The sequence below is a fragment of the Parazoarcus sp. PS-13 R2A genome, from assembly GCF_057621855.1.
In genome coordinates this window covers 1-16,285 of sequence record NZ_JBYEXN010000033.1, presented here as the reverse complement: position 1 = coordinate 16,285, position 16,285 = coordinate 1, and the positions used below count along the sequence as shown (strand labels likewise).

The following is a 16,285-nucleotide window of genomic DNA, read 5'->3' as shown; positions in this document are numbered from 1 at the left end:
ATGCCTAGTGGCGGCTCTGGATCTCGTCGATGTAACCGATCATGCCGGTGCGGATGTTGGCCGCATTGCCTTCGTCGGTGTCGATGTGCATCGCCAGGCGGAACGCCGGGTTCACGCGGACGACGACGTCCCCGAAAATCAGTTCGCGCTCGCCCTCGATCCGCACGCGCACGACGTAGTTGTCGCGCACACGGAAACGCAAGGCATCTTCCGGAGTCATGTGAATGTGGCGCTGCGCGCAGATCACGCCGCGCTCTATCGTGGTGCTGCCGGCGGGGCCCTCGAGGGTGATGCCGGGCGTGTTGGCGAGGTCGCCTGACTGGCGGATCGGTGGCTGAATGCCGACCTTGAACTGCTCCGTCATCGCGATTTCCACCTGCGTTTCCTTGCGCGTCGGGCCGAGCACCCGGACGTTGGCGATGCGGCCCTTGGGGCCGACCAGGTGCACCTTCTCGGCGCAGGCAAACTGTCCCGGTTGCGACAGTTCATGTTCCGGTGTGAGCTGGTGACCGGGGCCGAACAGCTTTTCCACATCGGCCTGCGACAGATGGACATGGTGGGCCGAGATCTCGATCGGGATTGGCGCCTCGGCCTGATCTTCCTTCATCGCCTGAATCAACTCGTTGCGTTCGATTGCACGCAGGCTTTCCCAGGCCACGAGCCGCTCGTCGTCGTTGGCGATCACGATAATCGTGACCGGCGAGTCGTCTGCCGAAATGATCTTGTACGTGTCGAGCTTTCCGACGTTGCGGTTCTTCTCCTCGTCGAGCTTGATGCCCATGTAGCTCAGGCCCTGACACGCCAGGCTGCGCACCGTGGCGCTGGTTTCGCCGATGTCGCCAGTGAAGGTCAGCACATCGATCCCGCCCATTGCCGCCACATAGGCGCCGATGTTCTTGCGGATCTGGTAACAGAAGGCCTTGTGCGCGAGGAGCGCACGATGGTGGCCGGCACTGGCAGCGGCTTCGATCTCGTGAATGTCACTGGAAATGCCCGAGATGCCCTTGAGGCCGCTCTCGGTGTTGATCAGGTCCGACAGCTGGGCCGGCGTCATGTCGTGGTGCTGCAGCAGCTGGATCATGACCGCGGGGTCGATGCTCCCCGAGCGACTGGGCATGATGAGGCCGTCGGTGGGCGTCATGCCCATCGTGGTGTCAACCGAGCGCCCATGATCGATTGCGCACAGCGAGGCACCAATGCCAAGGTGGCAGGACACGATCTCGAGTTCGCCGAGGGGGCGCTTGAGGACCTCTGCAGCCTTCAGCGACACATAACGGTGCGAGGTGCCGTGAAAACCATAGCGGCGGATGCCGTCCTTCTTGTACAGATCGTAGGGCAGGCCGTAAAGATAGGCGTAGGGCGGCAGGGTCTGGTGGAAAGCGGTATCGAACACGGCGACCTGAGGTACGCCGGGCAACTGCTTCATTGCCTCGCGAATGCCCTTGACGTTTGCCGGGTTGTGCAGCGGTGCGAATACCGAAAGCGCTTCGATGTCTGCAATCACCGCGGGTGTGATCACCACCGAGCTGGAGAACTTGCTGCCACCATGCACCACCCGGTGGCCAACCGCACTCACGTCCTGCAGGTGAAAGGCAAAAGCCTCGCCGAGCAGGGCACAGGACGCCTGCATGACTGCGAACAGATCGGAGAGCGGAAAGGGCTCGCGCTCCATGCTGCGGCTCTGCGGCCCCACGCTGACGCGGATATGCACACGGTCGCGGTCGGTATTGTCGATGATGCCGTGCACGTCCGAGTCGAGGTCGTGCGTATCGTAAATGCCGAAGTGGATCTGGCTGATGCCGACATTCAGCACGACGACCTTGCCCGCCGTGTTGGTTGCGAGCGACAGCGCATAGGGATCGTCCGAGCGTGCTCTGGCCTTGCACTTTGACGCGGCGAGGTCCGACGTCATGGTCCTGATGCGCTCGGCATGCAGGCGCGAGAGATAGGCGACGCACTTCGGATTGGTCAGGATGTAGGCCTGGAAGACGTCCTGCGGAATCATCAGCACGAAGCAGCGACTGCCGGCAATGACGTCGGCCACGATGGGTTCGCCGGTGAGCAGCGAGATCACGCCGAACACGTCGCCTTCGTCCAGCTGGCTGATCACCGTGCGGGTACCGGTGTTGTCGGAGACCGAGACCTCGGCGGTCCCGCTGATCACGACGCCCATGAACCTTCCTTCGTCGCCGGTCTCGAGGATCGCCTCGTTGCCCTCGAAGGTCGCAAGACGGGACCTGGAGAGGATTTCCTCCACCTTGTCCGCGGGGAAGCTTTCGAACAATCGAACCCGCTCGAGAAAGAACTGCTTCAGATCCGTTTCGCTCATACCCGTCATCGCTCAAGTCCGCTGTCGCTATCTAGTCAGGCATCAGATTAGCAGCTTGTTGCATTGCACAAAACCGATTCTTTGCTTTGTTCGTTAGCGAGTACATGAAAGCCTGCCGGTTTCATATGTGTGCTACCGAACTGTTTGCCGTCATAGGGGTGACTACGTTCACAGAGCGGATGCGAGGGCAACTTGGGGGAAGCGTGTGTTCTTCTTCCCTGGCCGGATTGCCCTTGATGAGAGACAGCTGATCCGCACCCTCATCATTCAGGAGCTCAACATGAAACAGTTCGGCAAGTATCTCAGCGCACTTTTCCTGGCTTTCTCGTTATTGACCGTCGCGGGCTGCGCCAGCACCGACAAGAAGGCAGGTACGGGAGAATACGTCGACGACACCGTGATTACCGCCAAGGTGAAAGCGGCCATCTTCAATGAGCCAACACTCAAGGTTGCCGAAATCAACGTCGAGACCTTCAAGGGCGTCGTGCAACTCAGCGGGTTTGTGACTTCGCGCGCCATGGCGAACAAGGCGATTGAGGTGACGCGCGCTGTTCCCGGTGTGAGTTCGGTCAAGAACGACATGCTGATCAAGTGACCGGCAGGCAAACGGGCGCAGGGGGGACCTGATGCCCGTCTGCACTTAATTGAGCTCGCTTGAAGTGCGCGTGTTCCGATAGCGCTCGATCATCTTCAGCGAGTTAGCGTACCCGTGGGCAATCTGCTCCGGGTCGTAGCGGTGACTCGAGCCGACGGGGCAGCTTAGCCGGGCGACACAGCTTGCGGCACAACGCGAGCCCGGCTGACGACGGTAGTCGATGCACCGGTCCAGGTCGAAATCACCACTTGCCATCGCCTGCGCAGGACAGGCGGGGATGCAGGGTTTGTCGCGACACGTGTCACAGGGCGAGACGGTGTGCCGCGCCTGCGTGACCGGCAGTGCGGTGTTTGCAAGCAAGGCCACCCGGTAAGCGAACCAGGTGCCCCAGTCCTGATTGATCCCCACCCTGAATGGTGAGGCATGGTGCCAGCCGGCAAGGCTGCCAAGCGTCTGCAGGCCGACAGCTGTATTGCCGGGGTAAATGCGTTGATGGCCGCAGTCACCAAAGCAGGTATTGAACCAGCGCGATACGGTCTGGACGCTGAAGTCATCGATTGGGTCGGCGCTGTCAATGCCTGCCGCCCTGACGGCCGACCACAGCGCGGAGCCGGCATTGCCGATCAGAATGAGCTGGCGGAAGTCCTGGCCGTCTTTCATGCCCTGCCGCAGTTGCGCGCGGATCGTCGTGGGCAGGGCAGCCACGTTGAAGACCGCCTGCAGGTTGAGGCCGACGCGGTTCAGTTCGCTGAAGTCACACATGTTCACGCCGCAGACTCGAGCGCCTGGAGCGCCTGCTCGATGTGTTCCTGCCTGCCCGGGCGCACGAGGCGGGCGATTTCCCGTCCTTTCCGCAAAAAAATCAGCGAGGGCCACAGCTTTACGCTGAAACTGCGCCCAAGCCGCCGACCGGGGCCGTCTTCGACCTTGATATGGCGTACCCCGGCATGAGCGCTCATTGCTGCTGCAACCAGTGGCGCGGCCGCGTTGCAGTGACCACACCAGTCGGTACCGAAATCCAGCACGATGGCTTCGTCGAGTGCGTCAATTTCGTCGCGGGTGAGCTGGTGTTCCTTATACGGCAGGGTCTGGGGCATGGAGTCAGTCCGGTCAGGAGAAGCAGGCTGACAGGATAATGCATCCATGAATTTCGGTCTGAACGCACCCGGGCAGGATGCGGCTTTTCAGCTGCCCGGGTGATCAGGCGCTCAGGCGCGAGCGGGGATGGCTTCCAGAAGCGCTTCGCGACGCTTGCGGCGTCCGATCCATGACGCAGATAGGGCGCTGACGAGGCCGGCAAAGGCGACGTAGGCGCAGATCAGCCACGGGTCACCGTTACCCTTCTGCAGCAGATAGGTGGCGATGATCGGGGTGATGCCGCTGGCGAAGATCCCCGAGAATTGATACACGAAAGAGATGCCCGAGTAGCGGATCTTGGGGTTGAACAGTTCGGCAAACAGCGCGGCTTCCGGTCCGTAGATCGACGCGTAGAACACGCCAAACGGAATGATAATCGCCATCCACACCACCAGCATGCTGCCGTTGCTGTTCTGCATGAACCAGAAACCGGCAAAGGCGGACAGACCAGTCAGCAACGAGCCCCAGAAGTAGATCCGGGTGCGCCCGATACGGTCGGAGAGTCCGCCGAAAAAAGGAATGGTGAAGATCATCACCAGCGCGGCGGCCATGACGCCCAGCAAGGCATCGGTCCGGCTCAGGTGCAGCGTCTGCGTGAGGTAGGCAATCGAGAACACGCCGAAGATGTTGAAGAACACCCCGTCGATATAACGTGCCCCCATGCCGGCCAGCACATTGCCAGGGTATTTGGTGATGACCTCCTTGATCGGTAGTTTGATCTCTTCGCCGGAAGCCTTCGCTTCGGCAAATTCCGGTGTCTCCATCACGTTCAGACGGATGTACATGCCCACGGCGACGAGCAGGAAGGAGAGGATGAAGGCGATTCGCCACCCCCAGGAGAGGAACTGCTCATCGCTGAGCATTGCGGACAGTCCGGCCACCACGCCCGAGGCAAGGCACAGCCCCAGCGCCAGACCAATCTGCGGGATGCTGGCGTAGAAGCCACGTTTTTCCTTGGGTGCATACTCGAAGGCCATCAGTACCGCACCGCCCCATTCGCCGCCGAGGCCGATGCCTTGTGCGATGCGCAGGATGAGCAGCAGGATGGGCGCCCACACGCCGATCTGTTCGTAGGTCGGTACCAGACCGATCAGCACGGTAGCCACGCCCATGATCATCAGGGTCATGACCAGCATGCTCTTGCGTCCGACCTTGTCGCCGAAATGGCCGAAGATCACCCCGCCCAGCGGACGGCTCAGGAAGCCGACGGCAAAGGTACCGTAGGCCAGCATGGTGGAGACCAGCGGGTCGCTGGAGGGGAAATAGAGTTTGTTGAATACGATGCCTGCGACGACACCGTAGAGGAAGAAGTCGTACCACTCGATGGTGGCGCCGATGAGACTGGCGCTGACGACGCGCCTGACTTCCTTTGGATCGTTCTTGGGTGATTGTTTCATTTTTTGTCTCCGGGAATGCTTTGGCCAACATTCAGATCTGTGTTTTGTTTTCCCTGGGCGAACGCGGCGTGATCTTGCGACCGGACGTGCGTGCTTCAATTGCGCGCACTCTAAACTGAAACGCAGTGTTCCACTTGCAGGAATAGAGACTATTGATGACCTGATAAGCAACGCCAAGATCGATTGCGTCGGCGCCTTGAAATTGAAACGCGAAATGGATTTGGCACACCAGAATCAGCGCCACTCGCGCTCATGCCATTCAGGTTTCAGTCAGCTTTCGCCTGCACCCTCGATCAGGATGCAATATGCGCACGGTGCCGCACGCCCGCGATGAAGCGCGGTACTGATCGTGAGATCCAGACGGGTGCCTGCGGATGGCGGGCGGAGGCCGCGCGCGTCATTCATCCCGAGCGGAGGTGAAGTGCTCTGCAGCGCCAGGATGCGACCGGGCGGCCTTTGCTCAGTGAATCCGCTCACTGAATCCGGTGTCTGAGCTGCGAGCCGGCCCTGCGCATGCAGTCGCCAAGGCGTTCGAGGACTGCCTTTTCGACAAGTGGTGAGCAGATCATGTTCATCCTGAGTGCCGCCGTGCTTTGCATGAAGGTGCCTGGCAGCGGGCGCATGCTTGCAGATTGCATGAGTGATTCCGGCAGCAGCGTTACGGCAAGCCCGGCCTCGACCGCCGCCGCGATGTTCTCCAGAACCGGGCTGCGGAAGACCGTCGCATAAGGGGTACCGGTTCGCTTGAGGTCGGCCAGACACAGGTCGCGCACGATGCAGTTGTCTTCGTAGAGGGCGACGGGGAGCGGGGTCCGCTCCTCCAGTGCAATGCCTTTCGGGGCACACCAGATCAGGCTCTCCGACCACAGCAGTTGCTCGTCGTGCGTATCGTCCTCGCCCGCGACGATCGCCACGTCAAGGTCGCCTTGCTTGACCAGTTGCCGCAGATTCCGGCTGCGCTCGCAGACGATGCTGGCTTCGAGGTGAGGCAGATCCTGCATCAGGATCGGCATGACCGAGTTGATGAAGTTCTGCGCGTAGTCCGTCGGAATGCCGAAGTTGATCCGGCCGCTGAGTTGGCCCTGGCTGAGCGCCTTCAGGGTGGCGTTGTTCAGTCGCAGGATCTGCTCGGCGTAGGTGAGCAGCGTCCCGCCCGCGTCGGTTAGCGCAATGCCCTGGTTGCTGCGTTCCAGCAGGCGGACCCCGAGTTGCTGCTCAAGGCGCTTGATCTGCATGCTGACGGCTGCCTGCGAGCGGAATATGGTGGCCGCGGCCTTCTTGAGCTCACCGGCTTTGACGACGGCGCAAAAGGTGCGAAGCAGTTCGGGGTCGAGCAGGGTGTCCATTGAGCATCCTCGGATTTCGCGCCTCCCGGTGGGATGTAAGCCCGATGCACTGTGCGCTGATGTTGCGATTCAGAAAATGTGAACTGAAGATTGATGTTAATTCGTTTGTGTGAAGTATCGAGTCGAATTAAGGTGAACGCAAGTCCAGCTTGAAACAGGACTGACTTTCAACCCGGGCTTCGGGCTTGATGACGGAGAACTCGATGAACGAAAACACACTTCCTCGCACCATGAAAGGCGTCGTGCTGGTCGGGCACGGCGGACTGGAGCAGCTTCAGTACCGGCAGGACCTGCCTGTGCCGAAAGCCGGCGCAGGCGAGGTACTGATCAGGGTGGGCGCGGCCGCGGTCAACAACACGGACATCAACACCCGTATCGGCTGGTATTCAAAGGGCGTGACCGGGCAGACCAATAGCGGCGCCGAGAGCGGCTTTGCGGAGGCGGACGACGATGACGCCAGCTGGTCGGGTATCCCGCTGCAGTTTCCGCGCGTGCAGGGTGCCGACTGCTGTGGGGAAATCGTTGCCGTTGGGGCGGGCGTCAGCCCGGCGCGTATCGGCGAGCGGGTTCTGGTGCGGAGCATGCAGCAGGCGCCCGGTGTTGACGATCCCTTCGTCTGCATTACGTATGGCTCGGAGTGCGACGGCAGCTTTGCGCAATATTGCACTGCCCGGGCAGACGAGGCCTTCCGCATCGAAAGCACGCTCAGCGATGCCGAACTGGCCTCGTTCCCCTGCGCCTGGTCGACAGCCGAGAACATGCTGGCGCGCGCGGGCCTGAAAGCCGGCGAGCGCGTGCTGATCACCGGCGCCTCGGGTGGCGTGGGTTCTGCGGCCGTGCAGCTTGCGAAACGGCGGGGGGCGCATGTGCTTGCGGTCTGCGGCGCGGCAAAGCGTGAAGAAGTTGAACAGATGGGGGCGGATCGCGTGATCGAGCGAGGTGTCAGCCTGCTCGATACGCTCGGACGCGACAGCCTTGATGTCGTCATCGACCTGGTCGCCGGTGAGCAATGGCCCGAATTGCCGGATCTTCTGCGTCGGGGTGGCCGGTACGCCGTGGCAGGTGCGATCGGCGGGCCGCTGGTTACGCTCGACGTGCGCACGCTGTATCTCAAGGACCTGAGCTTCTTTGGCTGCACCTGGCAGCCGCGTGAAGTGTTCGAGAACCTGGTTGGCTACATCGAGCGTGGCGAGATCCGTCCGCTGGTTTCCCGAACCTATCCGCTTGCAGACATCGTGCAGGCGCAACAGGATTTCATGGACAAGAAGTTCGTCGGCAAACTGGTTCTGCTGCCGGCTGCATAGACCCGGAGCCCGAAAAAAAAGCGGCCACAGTGTTCTCTGTGACCGCTTTTTTCGTTGACCTGCCGAGTGAGCTCAGCCCGGCGTCGGGATCAGCCCCAGCGACAGCCACGGGATGAAGGCAATCAGCAGCCAGGAGATCACCAGTCCGGTCATGTACATCACGGCAAATCGTACAAGCTGCGAATACGGAATGCCGGTGACGCCACTGGCAACGAACAGGTTCAGTCCGAAAGGCGGCGTGATGAAGCCGATGGCCGCACCGACAAGGAAGATCACCGAGAAGTGAACCGGATCGACACCGGTTGCAACCGCGATCGGGGCCAGGATCGGGGCAAAGATCACCGTGACGGGCAGGCTCTCGAGAATGCAGCCCGCAGCGAGCACGATGCCCATGCACACCAGCAGCACGACGGTTTCACCGTTGCCGAACCAGGCCACGAATGCAGAGACCGTTTCTGCCGCGCCGAGCAGTGCGAACACCTGCTGCATCACGATCGACACTGCGATCATTGGTGCCAGCATGCCCGTCAGCTGGCCTGAGCGCAGCAGGATGTCGGGCAGTGCTTTCCACTTGATCTCACGCGTCAGCAGCAGACCGGCAACGAGGCAGAAGCCCACGGTGATCGCGGCCGCTTCGGTCGGCGAGAAGATGCCCGAGTAGATGCCGAAGATGACGATGAAGATCGCGAAGAAGCCGAGGTAAGCCTGCCGTGCCGTGCGGAACACGCGCTTCATGTCGAGCGGCGTAACCGAGCCCCAGCCGTGCTTCTTGCACATCCACCAGCACACCACCTGCATCGCGATCACCATCAGCATGCCGGGCAGGATGCCGGCGACGAACAGGTCGGAGATCGACAGGTTCATCAGGAAGCCATACACGATGAAGATGATGGACGGCGGAATGATGATCCCGACCGTGCCGCCTGCTGCTGCAGTTGCTGCGGCAAACCGGCTGTCGTAGCCGTCGGCCTTGAGCAGAGGATGCATGATGCCGCCGATGGTCGCCGTGGTGGCCGAGTTCGAGCCGGAGATGGCCGCAAACAGCCCGCAGGAGCCGATCGTCGCCAGCCCCAGGCCGCCGCGCATCCAGCTCAGGCAGGCATGTGCGAAGTTGGCCAGGCGGGTGGCGATGCCGGCGGCGGCAATCAGGTCACCGGTGAGGATGAAGAGTGGCAGTGACAGCAGGCCGAAGAAGTTGAGCCCTTCGAACAGCGTGACGCCGATGTTGGCCAGCGTGAAATCGATCACCAGCGAGACACCGGTTACCCAGAGCGCGATGACGAGAAAGATTGGCACGCCGACCAGGAACAGGCCAGTAACGCCAAGCGATACGAGCGTGATAAGTATTGAGTTGTCCATGCTTGCTCCTCAGTCTCCGCCGACGGTCTGGATGTCGACAAGGAAGGGTTCGCGGCGGCGAAAGCGGCCGATGTCCTGCATGAGATTCTGCAGCGCCCGAATCATCAGGATTCCCCAGCCGACGGGCGTGGCGAGGTAGAACCACCATTGCATGACGTTGTCCGTGCCCTGCACGATCGAAAAGTTGTCATAGGCCAGCTGAGTCTGTTCGATGGTGAACCAGGCAACGATGGAGCCGAAACCGATCCACAGGATGGTGTCGAGCCACATCATGGCGAACTGCATTCCGTAGGGCATGCGCAGGCGAAAATCGTTGAAAACCAGGTGTGTACGTTTCTTGACGTTATAGGCACAACCAACCCAGGCCACCCACAGGAACAGGTAGATGGGGATCGACGTGCTCCAGGGAATCTGGGTGCTGAAGACATAGCGTTCGAAGACCGCATACACGATGATCAGGGCCATGCTGGAGTATGCGATAAGGATGAGTGTGCGTTCGGCGTTGCGGTCCAGCCACCGAAGTAGCGCCATCAGGTACGACATGGGGATGTCTCCAAAAACATGACGGTGGGCGCCGACCCCGCGCGGAGCGGAGTCGGCCGTGTGCTAGCTGAAGGCTTGTGCCAATCAGGCGTTCTGCCACCAGCGGCGTGCTTTTACGTCGGCTACTGCGGTGTTCTTCGGGATCTCGCGCGCGATGTCGAAGATTTCCTTGTACACGTCCTGGCCACCCGACATCTTGGACAGACGCTCGCGCCACTCTTCCCACGGCTTCGGGTTGTACTCGGGCGAGCACATCTTTTCGGCCTTGAGAATTTCCGCATCGGAGAGCGTGGCCACGCGAACCTTGTTCTTGCCGAACACGGTGTCCGGGCCGGGGTTGGGGGTGGCGCCAACGACCTCGATAAGCGCCTTTTCCTGCTCGCGCTGGGTGTATTGCTGGGCGGCGAACGAGGTTTCCATCACCACGTCCTGCAGGTTTGACGGCAGCTTTTCGAAGGTCTTGTTGTTCATTGCGGTGTGTTCCGTACCGCAGAAGAACTTCAGATCCACCGCTTGCGACAGCACGGGCGCCATGTTCGCATAGGCGGCTGCACCCATCCAGGTTTCTGCGCCATCGATCAGGCCTTGCTTGAGGCCGTCGAGGGTCTCTTCCCAGGAGATTGGTACCGGGTTGAGGTTCATCAGCTGCATCGCGATGCGCCCGAGCTGGGTGCCGGTGACGCGGTTCTTGGTGCCGGCGAGCTGTTCCACGCTGGTGATCAGCGGTGTGTCGGCAAATTTCTTGCCGAGCATGATGCCGCGCAGTTCGCAGTGGCTGTAAAGGAACTGGATGTTGTGACGCTTGCGCATCGGCTCGCGGAACAGCTTTTCGCTCTTCGGGTGATACAGGAAGTAGTGCTGTGCGGCGCGCGACGGGAACATGTACGCGAAGTCGAGCACGTTGTAATACGGTGCGGCGCCAGCCGAGTTCTGCGTGCTGGCCGAGAACAGGTCGATGATGCCTTGCTGGGCCTTCTTGACGCAGTCGAGCTGGTTGCAGATGGCGTTGCTGCCGATGAACTCGATCTTGAGCGCGCCGTTGCTGCGTTTCTCGAGTTCCTGCGCGAACCACAGCTGGCCCGATTCCTGGATCTTCAGATTTTCTTCGTTAAAGCCCGAAGCACCGAACTTGAGCGTCATCAGCGGGGTGCTCGCGTTGCGAGCGTCAGCCGTGGCGGCGGCGGCCTGCGCAACGCCTTCAAGGGTGAGCGGGCCAACGATGCCGGTTGCGGCAAGCACGGTTGACGTCAATCCGTAACGACCTGCGATGCGCAGGAATCCGCGACGATCTAGAGGTGTCTGATTGGCCATTTGAGTGTCTCCTCTGGGTGGCATTTCGGGCTTCATTGCCCTTGTAAAAGTGGTGTGGCTGCTACTACGCTGGTTCAGCGTCTGTCTGCCTTGATCATGTCGGCGGCTTTCTCGGCAATCATGATCGTCGGGGCGTTGGTGTTGCCCGATACGAGCTCGGGCATGATTGAGGCATCGACCACGCGCAGTCCGTCGAGGCCGTGCACCTTCAGGCGGTCATCGACCACGGCGAGTGGGTCGTGACCCATCTTGCAGGTGCCGGCAGGGTGGTAGATGGACTGGCTGTAGCGTCGGGCCGCATCGAGCAGTTCGGCATCGGTCTGGAACTGCTCGCCGGGGACGAATTCGGAAATGATGTGCGGCTTGAGCGAGGGGGCCTGTGCGATACGGCGGGCAACCTTGATGCCGCCGATCACGACCGGGTGGTCGCGTTCGTCCGACAGGTAGTTGGGATGGATCGCCGGGTACTCGAGCGGGTTGTTCGACTTGATTTCGATGTGGCCGCGGCTGAAGGGACGCAGTTGGCACACTGACGCGGTAAAGGCCGAGAAGGGGTGCGCACCTTCGCCCGGCTTGTCGGCGCTGAGCGGCTGCATGTGGAACTGGATGTCGGGGCGCTCTGCTTCGGGGCCGGAGCGGGTGAAGATGGTCACCTGGCTGGCGGCCAGCGTCAGCGGGCCGGTCCGTGACATCATGTATTGCATGCCAATCCACAGCTTGTGGATGGGGCTGTTCACTTCGTCGTTGAGGGTGCGCTCACGCGTCTTGAGTACGAGGCGCACCTGGAGGTGATCCTGCAGGTTGCGGCCTACGCCGGGCAGTTCGTGATGGAGGGCTACGCCGGCCTTGCTCAGTACGTCGGCCGGGCCTACGCCCGAGTTCTGCAGGATCTGCGGCGAGCCGATCGCGCCTGCGGCGAGAATGACTTCAGCACGTGCGCGTGCCGTGCACAGCTTCCCGCCCTGCATGTATTCGATGCCTGCAGCGCGCTTGCCCTCGAACAGGATGCGGGTGGTCTGGGCGCGGGTTTCGACGATCAGGTTCGGGCGCTTGCGTGCAGGGCGCAGAAAGCCCTTTGCCGTGCTCCAGCGAAAGCCCTTGTGCGCCGTCTGCTGGAAGTAGCCTACGCCTTCCTGACTGGCGCCGTTGTAGTCGTCGTTCAGGGGGATGCCGATATCCTGGGCGGCGGCAATGAAGTGGTCGGCAATCGGACGCCGCAGGCGAAGGTCGGATACCTTGAGTGGGCCGCCCACGCCGTGGTATTCGCTTGCGCCACGTTCCTGGTCTTCGGATTTCCGGAAGTAGGGCAGGACGTCCTTGAAACTCCAGCCCTTGTTGCCCAGCGCTTCCCAGCGATCGTAATCCTCGTGCTGGCCGCGCACATAGAGCAGACCGTTCAGTGAGCTTGAGCCGCCGAGTACCTTGCCGCGCGGCCATTGCAACTGGCGCCCGGCGAGACCTTCGTCGGCCTCGGTGCGGTAGCACCAGTCATAGCGCGGGTCATGCATGGTCTTGAAGTAACCGACCGGGATGTGAATCCAGGGGTTGTTGTCGGGGCCGCCTGCTTCGAGCAGCAGAACCTTGCTCCCCGAATCCTCGCTCAGGCGGTTGGCGAGCACGCAACCCGCCGAGCCTGCACCAACAACGATGTAATCCACTTCGTGGGCCATGAACGGTGTCTCCTGATTGCTCCGTTCGACATAGAGGGTTTCAACTCTAGGTGTCGAAGCCTGTTTTTGAAAGTGAAACGCTGCGTTTCATAAAAGATGTATAGTGACTATTGATCGAGGTATAAGAAAAACCAAGACTAATCTGCAATGGAGACAGAAAATGAAACAGAATCGGGGCCATGCGGACCAGAATCGCACTGCAGCATTGCCTGATCCGGACGAATTCGATGAAACACTGTCCGAACTCGACGGCGCCAATGAGGATGTGCGACGACTGCGGCCACTCACCGTTTTGGAACTCCTCACCGAATCGACGCAACCGCTCACGCTGGCGCAACTTGCGGGCCTGATGCGCGTACCCAAGAGCACGCTGATGCGCTTGCTGCAGTCGATGGAGAAGCACGGTTACGTGCTGCACATGCCTGCCGAGAGAGGCTTCGTTACCGGGCCCCGTGCCAACACGCTGGCGCTGAAAACTCTGCGCGGAACCAACATGCGGCGGGCATGCAGGGCGGTGCTGCGCAACCTCGTTAACAAGCTCGGAGAAACCTGCAACCTGACGGTGCCGGACGCAGGCAGGGTGCTCTATGTCGAACGTGTAGAAACGAGCGAGCCGCTGCGCATGCACCTTCCCCTTGGGACCTGGGTGCCGATGCACTGCACGGCCAGCGGAAAGCTCTTTCTTGCGTCCATGACGCTGCTTGAGCGCCAGAGCATTCTGTCGCGGCAGATTCTCGTTCGGCATTCGCCGCACACCATCATCGACCGCCAGGAACTCGAGGCCGAGCTGGCGAAGAACATGAAGCGCGGCGTCGGGGTCGACAACGAGGAGTTCGTGCGCGGAATGATTGCCGTATCGGTTCCGGTTCACGGCCCCGACGGCAAGGTGGTTGCAGCGATTGCCTGCCACGCGCCGACGGCACGCCTGTCGCTCGACAATCTGTTCGAGAACGTGCCGCAACTGAAGTCTGCTGCCACCGAGATGGGTGCCATCCTCTTTCCGGAAAGCTGATACCCCGGACCCCGGCACGGATCCATTCAGAATGCCAGCTCTGAGAGTGCCGACACCACCAGGCCTGCACCGATCAGGATCAGGATGCCGAAGGCAATGCGCCGCATCGTGATCTGCGCCAGCGGGGGCGGGTAGTGCCTGCCGGCCGCAGTGGCGAGTGCGACGAGCAGGGCGGCGATTGCGGCCAGCATCCAGATCTCGCGTGTAAGTTCGCCGTTGATTCCGAGATAGACCGTGCGTGTCGCCGACGTGAAGGCGAACACCAGCAGCAGCATGTGGCGCACGACAGCCAGATCCATCGGCTGGCGATAGAAGTGGAAGATCGCGGGGGGGCCGGCCATGCCGAAGAGACCGCCGAACAGGCCGGAGAACAGTCCGCAGACGAAGAAGCCGCGGTCCGGCGAGCGTTCCGCGTGCTGCGTCGGGCGCAGGGCGAACACCACGCCGCTGTAGGTGATGACCGCGCCGAGCAGGAGTTTCAGAATGATTGATGCGGCGCTGTTCAGGTAGTTGAGCAGCAGCACGCCGGCCACGATTGACGGGATGACGCCGAGCAGCACCGCTCTTGCCGCCCGCCAGTCGACCAGGTGCATGCGCCCTGGAAGCGCCACGGCACTGTTGACCAGGGTGATCAGGCTGACGACCGCGGCGACGACCGGCACCGGTGCCAGCTCGAGTCCACTCGTCGCACCCATCACGATCATGCCGAGACCGAAACCGGTCACGGTCTGGATATATGTCGCGATCGCAATCACAAACATGAGTGCGGTGAGGTGTTCGATACTCATTGTTTGTCCGCCCAGTGAGGTCAGACGCCCGGCGCGATCCGGATGGGACCGGTCCGGGCGTTCGGTGCCGGCGCCTTATGCGGCAGCCGCCGCCTTTGCTGTCAGTGCCTGCACCACGGTGACCGCGATGACGTGAAAGACGTCTTCGGCGCTGCAGCCGCGCGAGAGGTCGTTGGCGGGTTTGGCCAGGCCTTGCAGCAGAGGGCCGATGGCGACCGCTCCACCCACACGCTCGGCCAGCTTGTAACCGATGTTGCCGGCTTCGAGGTTGGGGAAGATCAGGACGTTGGCCTTGCCCTTGACCTGGGATGCCGGCAGCTTGCGGTTGGCGATCTCGGCGACGATGGCAGCATCGAGCTGCACATCTTCGTCGATAGCCAGCCCGGGGCGCTGGGTCTTCACCAGGCGCGACGCCTCGACCACCTTGTCTACCGCGGCGTGGCGGGCGCTGCCGCTGGTGGAGAAGGACAGCATCGCAACGCGCGGTTCTTCCATCAGCAGGTTGCGTGCGCTATCCGCAGCGGCCATGGCGATCTCGGACAGTTCGGTTGCGTTCGGATCGACGACCAGACCGCAGTCGGAGAAGATCAGTCCGCCCTTGAGCGTGTGGAAGGGCTCGCACAGCATCATCAGGAAGAAGCTCGACACGAGCTTGAATGACGGGTTCACGCCGATCACCTGGATCGCATTGCGCACGACATCCGCGGTGGTGCGGACTGCGCCCGATACGGTGCCGTCGGCGTAGCCGGTGCGTACCAGCAGGTTGGCGCAGACCAGCGGATCGCGTGCAGCAGTCTCTGCCTGCTCGGCGGTCATGCCTTTCTTGCTGCGCAACTCGAACAGGGCGCGGGCGAGCGCGGCCTGGTTGGTGGCGTCGGCGGGGTCGTGAAACTCGATGCCGTCGAGCGGCAGTCCGTGCTCGGCTGCCAATGCGGTGCTGCGGGTGCGATCCCCGACCAGAATGATCCGGGCAATGCCTTCTCGGGTTGCGCGTACGGCAGCCTCGAGTACGCGGGCGTCGTCACCTTCGGACAATGCAATCCGCGCGGGCGCGCTTTGCGCCTGCTCAATGATTCGGTTGAGCGCTTTCATCAGTCTCGTTCCTCACGAAGTCCGGCTGTGGGAGGTGCAGAAAAAAATGCGCCGGAAACCCTGGTTAAGGGGGACCAGGACTTCCGGCGAAAAACTCAATCCAAGGAGGGATGGGTCTGGATTGAGCGGTGCAGACAGGGTGCAGCAACAGAGACGATTGCCTGAGGGGTCAGCAATCGCCCCTGCATTTGCTCAGCAGGTCAGACGTAGTCCTTGTACTTGTCGAGGTGACGCACGGGCTTGGACAGTGCATCGCGGCGGAAGGGGTCGCCGAGCTCACGGGTACACATGATCTCGATGATGGTGGTCTTGCCTTCGTTCATCTGCATGTCGATGGCCTTCTTCAGTGCGGGGCCGACATCCTCGATCTTGTCGACGGTGATGCCCTCGGCGCCCATGGCA

15 protein-coding genes and 1 pseudogene are annotated in these 16,285 nt (G+C 61.5%); 3 read left to right on the top strand and 13 right to left on the bottom strand.

The genetic code is table 11. The features are described 5' to 3' along the window. Positions 1–4 precede the first annotated feature (4 nt). Positions 5–2,329 carry an acetate/propionate family kinase gene (locus AC22G6_RS20670; protein ID WP_487368343.1) on the bottom strand — a complete coding sequence of 775 codons (2,325 nt, stop codon included), beginning with the start codon at positions 2,327–2,329 and terminating at the stop codon, positions 5–7. A gap of 280 nt (positions 2,330–2,609) precedes the next feature. On the opposite strand from AC22G6_RS20670, the gene AC22G6_RS20665 reads away from it, so the two are divergent. Next, entirely contained in the window at positions 2,610–2,924 is a 315-nt protein-coding gene (locus AC22G6_RS20665) for a BON domain-containing protein (protein ID WP_487368342.1), read from the top strand. Between the two features lie 45 nt (positions 2,925–2,969). Here the strand turns inward: AC22G6_RS20665 and AC22G6_RS20660 are convergent, their stop codons facing one another. The 5 genes from AC22G6_RS20660 to AC22G6_RS20640 all read right to left on the bottom strand — a co-directional run bounded on the left by AC22G6_RS20660 (position 2,970) and on the right by AC22G6_RS20640 (position 6,804). Further along, positions 2,970–3,686, bottom strand: a complete 717-nt coding sequence (locus AC22G6_RS20660) for a hypothetical protein (RefSeq protein WP_487368341.1) — start codon at positions 3,684–3,686, stop codon at positions 2,970–2,972. 2 nt (positions 3,687–3,688) lie between these two features. Further along, positions 3,689–4,021 carry a thioredoxin family protein gene (locus AC22G6_RS20655; RefSeq protein WP_487368340.1) on the bottom strand — a complete coding sequence of 111 codons (333 nt, stop codon included), beginning with the start codon at positions 4,019–4,021 and terminating at the stop codon, positions 3,689–3,691. 111 nt (positions 4,022–4,132) lie between these two features. Beyond that, a complete protein-coding gene (locus AC22G6_RS20650; protein ID WP_487368339.1) occupies positions 4,133–5,458 on the bottom strand; it encodes an MFS transporter in 1,326 nt (441 codons plus the stop codon). Between the two features lie 31 nt (positions 5,459–5,489). After that, positions 5,490–5,702, bottom strand: a complete 213-nt coding sequence (locus AC22G6_RS20645) for a hypothetical protein (protein ID WP_487368338.1) — start codon at positions 5,700–5,702, stop codon at positions 5,490–5,492. Positions 5,703–5,931: 229 nt separating this feature from the next. Then, entirely contained in the window at positions 5,932–6,804 is an 873-nt protein-coding gene (locus AC22G6_RS20640; protein WP_487368337.1) for a LysR family transcriptional regulator, read from the bottom strand. Positions 6,805–7,007: 203 nt separating this feature from the next. On the opposite strand from AC22G6_RS20640, the gene AC22G6_RS20635 reads away from it, so the two are divergent. Further along, positions 7,008–8,108, top strand: coding sequence for an alcohol dehydrogenase family protein (locus AC22G6_RS20635; protein WP_487368336.1), 1,101 nt, complete (start codon positions 7,008–7,010; stop codon positions 8,106–8,108). 72 nt (positions 8,109–8,180) lie between these two features. Here the strand turns inward: AC22G6_RS20635 and AC22G6_RS20630 are convergent, their stop codons facing one another. The 4 genes from AC22G6_RS20630 to AC22G6_RS20615 all read right to left on the bottom strand — a co-directional run bounded on the left by AC22G6_RS20630 (position 8,181) and on the right by AC22G6_RS20615 (position 12,991). Further along, positions 8,181–9,467 (bottom strand): TRAP transporter large permease, encoded by a 1,287-nt coding sequence (locus tag AC22G6_RS20630; RefSeq protein WP_487368335.1) that lies wholly within the window; start codon positions 9,465–9,467, stop codon positions 8,181–8,183. A 9-nt stretch (positions 9,468–9,476) separates the two neighbouring features. Then, positions 9,477–10,010, bottom strand: coding sequence for a TRAP transporter small permease (locus AC22G6_RS20625; protein ID WP_108948078.1), 534 nt, complete (start codon positions 10,008–10,010; stop codon positions 9,477–9,479). A gap of 84 nt (positions 10,011–10,094) precedes the next feature. Then, positions 10,095–11,321, bottom strand: a complete 1,227-nt coding sequence (locus tag AC22G6_RS20620; protein WP_487368334.1) for a TRAP transporter substrate-binding protein — start codon at positions 11,319–11,321, stop codon at positions 10,095–10,097. A 74-nt stretch (positions 11,322–11,395) separates the two neighbouring features. Further along, entirely contained in the window at positions 11,396–12,991 is a 1,596-nt protein-coding gene (locus AC22G6_RS20615; protein WP_487368333.1) for a GMC family oxidoreductase, read from the bottom strand. Between the two features lie 160 nt (positions 12,992–13,151). On the opposite strand from AC22G6_RS20615, the gene AC22G6_RS20610 reads away from it, so the two are divergent. After that, positions 13,152–14,003 carry an IclR family transcriptional regulator gene (locus AC22G6_RS20610; protein ID WP_487368332.1) on the top strand — a complete coding sequence of 284 codons (852 nt, stop codon included), beginning with the start codon at positions 13,152–13,154 and terminating at the stop codon, positions 14,001–14,003. A gap of 26 nt (positions 14,004–14,029) precedes the next feature. On the opposite strand, the gene AC22G6_RS20605 is transcribed toward AC22G6_RS20610, so the two are convergent. The 3 genes and pseudogenes from AC22G6_RS20605 to AC22G6_RS20595 form a co-directional block, all read right to left on the bottom strand. Further along, positions 14,030–14,791, bottom strand: a complete 762-nt coding sequence (locus AC22G6_RS20605; protein ID WP_487368331.1) for a TSUP family transporter — start codon at positions 14,789–14,791, stop codon at positions 14,030–14,032. 75 nt (positions 14,792–14,866) lie between these two features. Beyond that, positions 14,867–15,883, bottom strand: coding sequence for a phosphate acetyltransferase (gene pta, locus AC22G6_RS20600; protein ID WP_487368330.1), 1,017 nt, complete (start codon positions 15,881–15,883; stop codon positions 14,867–14,869). Between the two features lie 200 nt (positions 15,884–16,083). Then, positions 16,084–16,285: pseudogene (locus AC22G6_RS20595) on the bottom strand (sulfoacetaldehyde acetyltransferase); the annotation flags it as partial.

Coding starts and splice junctions, on each gene's coding strand:
- AC22G6_RS20670 (WP_487368343.1), bottom strand. CDS start 2,329: ATGAGCGAAACGGATCTGAAGCAGTTCTTTCTCGAGCGGGTTCGATTG.
- AC22G6_RS20665 (WP_487368342.1), top strand. CDS start 2,610: ATGAAACAGTTCGGCAAGTATCTCAGCGCACTTTTCCTGGCTTTCTCG.
- AC22G6_RS20660 (WP_487368341.1), bottom strand. CDS start 3,686: ATGTGTGACTTCAGCGAACTGAACCGCGTCGGCCTCAACCTGCAGGCG.
- AC22G6_RS20655 (WP_487368340.1), bottom strand. CDS start 4,021: ATGCCCCAGACCCTGCCGTATAAGGAACACCAGCTCACCCGCGACGAA.
- AC22G6_RS20650 (WP_487368339.1), bottom strand. CDS start 5,458: ATGAAACAATCACCCAAGAACGATCCAAAGGAAGTCAGGCGCGTCGTC.
- AC22G6_RS20640 (WP_487368337.1), bottom strand. CDS start 6,804: ATGGACACCCTGCTCGACCCCGAACTGCTTCGCACCTTTTGCGCCGTC.
- AC22G6_RS20635 (WP_487368336.1), top strand. CDS start 7,008: ATGAACGAAAACACACTTCCTCGCACCATGAAAGGCGTCGTGCTGGTC.
- AC22G6_RS20630 (WP_487368335.1), bottom strand. CDS start 9,467: ATGGACAACTCAATACTTATCACGCTCGTATCGCTTGGCGTTACTGGC.
- AC22G6_RS20625 (WP_108948078.1), bottom strand. CDS start 10,010: ATGTCGTACCTGATGGCGCTACTTCGGTGGCTGGACCGCAACGCCGAA.
- AC22G6_RS20620 (WP_487368334.1), bottom strand. CDS start 11,321: ATGGCCAATCAGACACCTCTAGATCGTCGCGGATTCCTGCGCATCGCA.
- AC22G6_RS20615 (WP_487368333.1), bottom strand. CDS start 12,991: ATGGCCCACGAAGTGGATTACATCGTTGTTGGTGCAGGCTCGGCGGGT.
- AC22G6_RS20610 (WP_487368332.1), top strand. CDS start 13,152: ATGAAACAGAATCGGGGCCATGCGGACCAGAATCGCACTGCAGCATTG.
- AC22G6_RS20605 (WP_487368331.1), bottom strand. CDS start 14,791: ATGAGTATCGAACACCTCACCGCACTCATGTTTGTGATTGCGATCGCG.
- pta (WP_487368330.1), bottom strand. CDS start 15,883: ATGAAAGCGCTCAACCGAATCATTGAGCAGGCGCAAAGCGCGCCCGCG.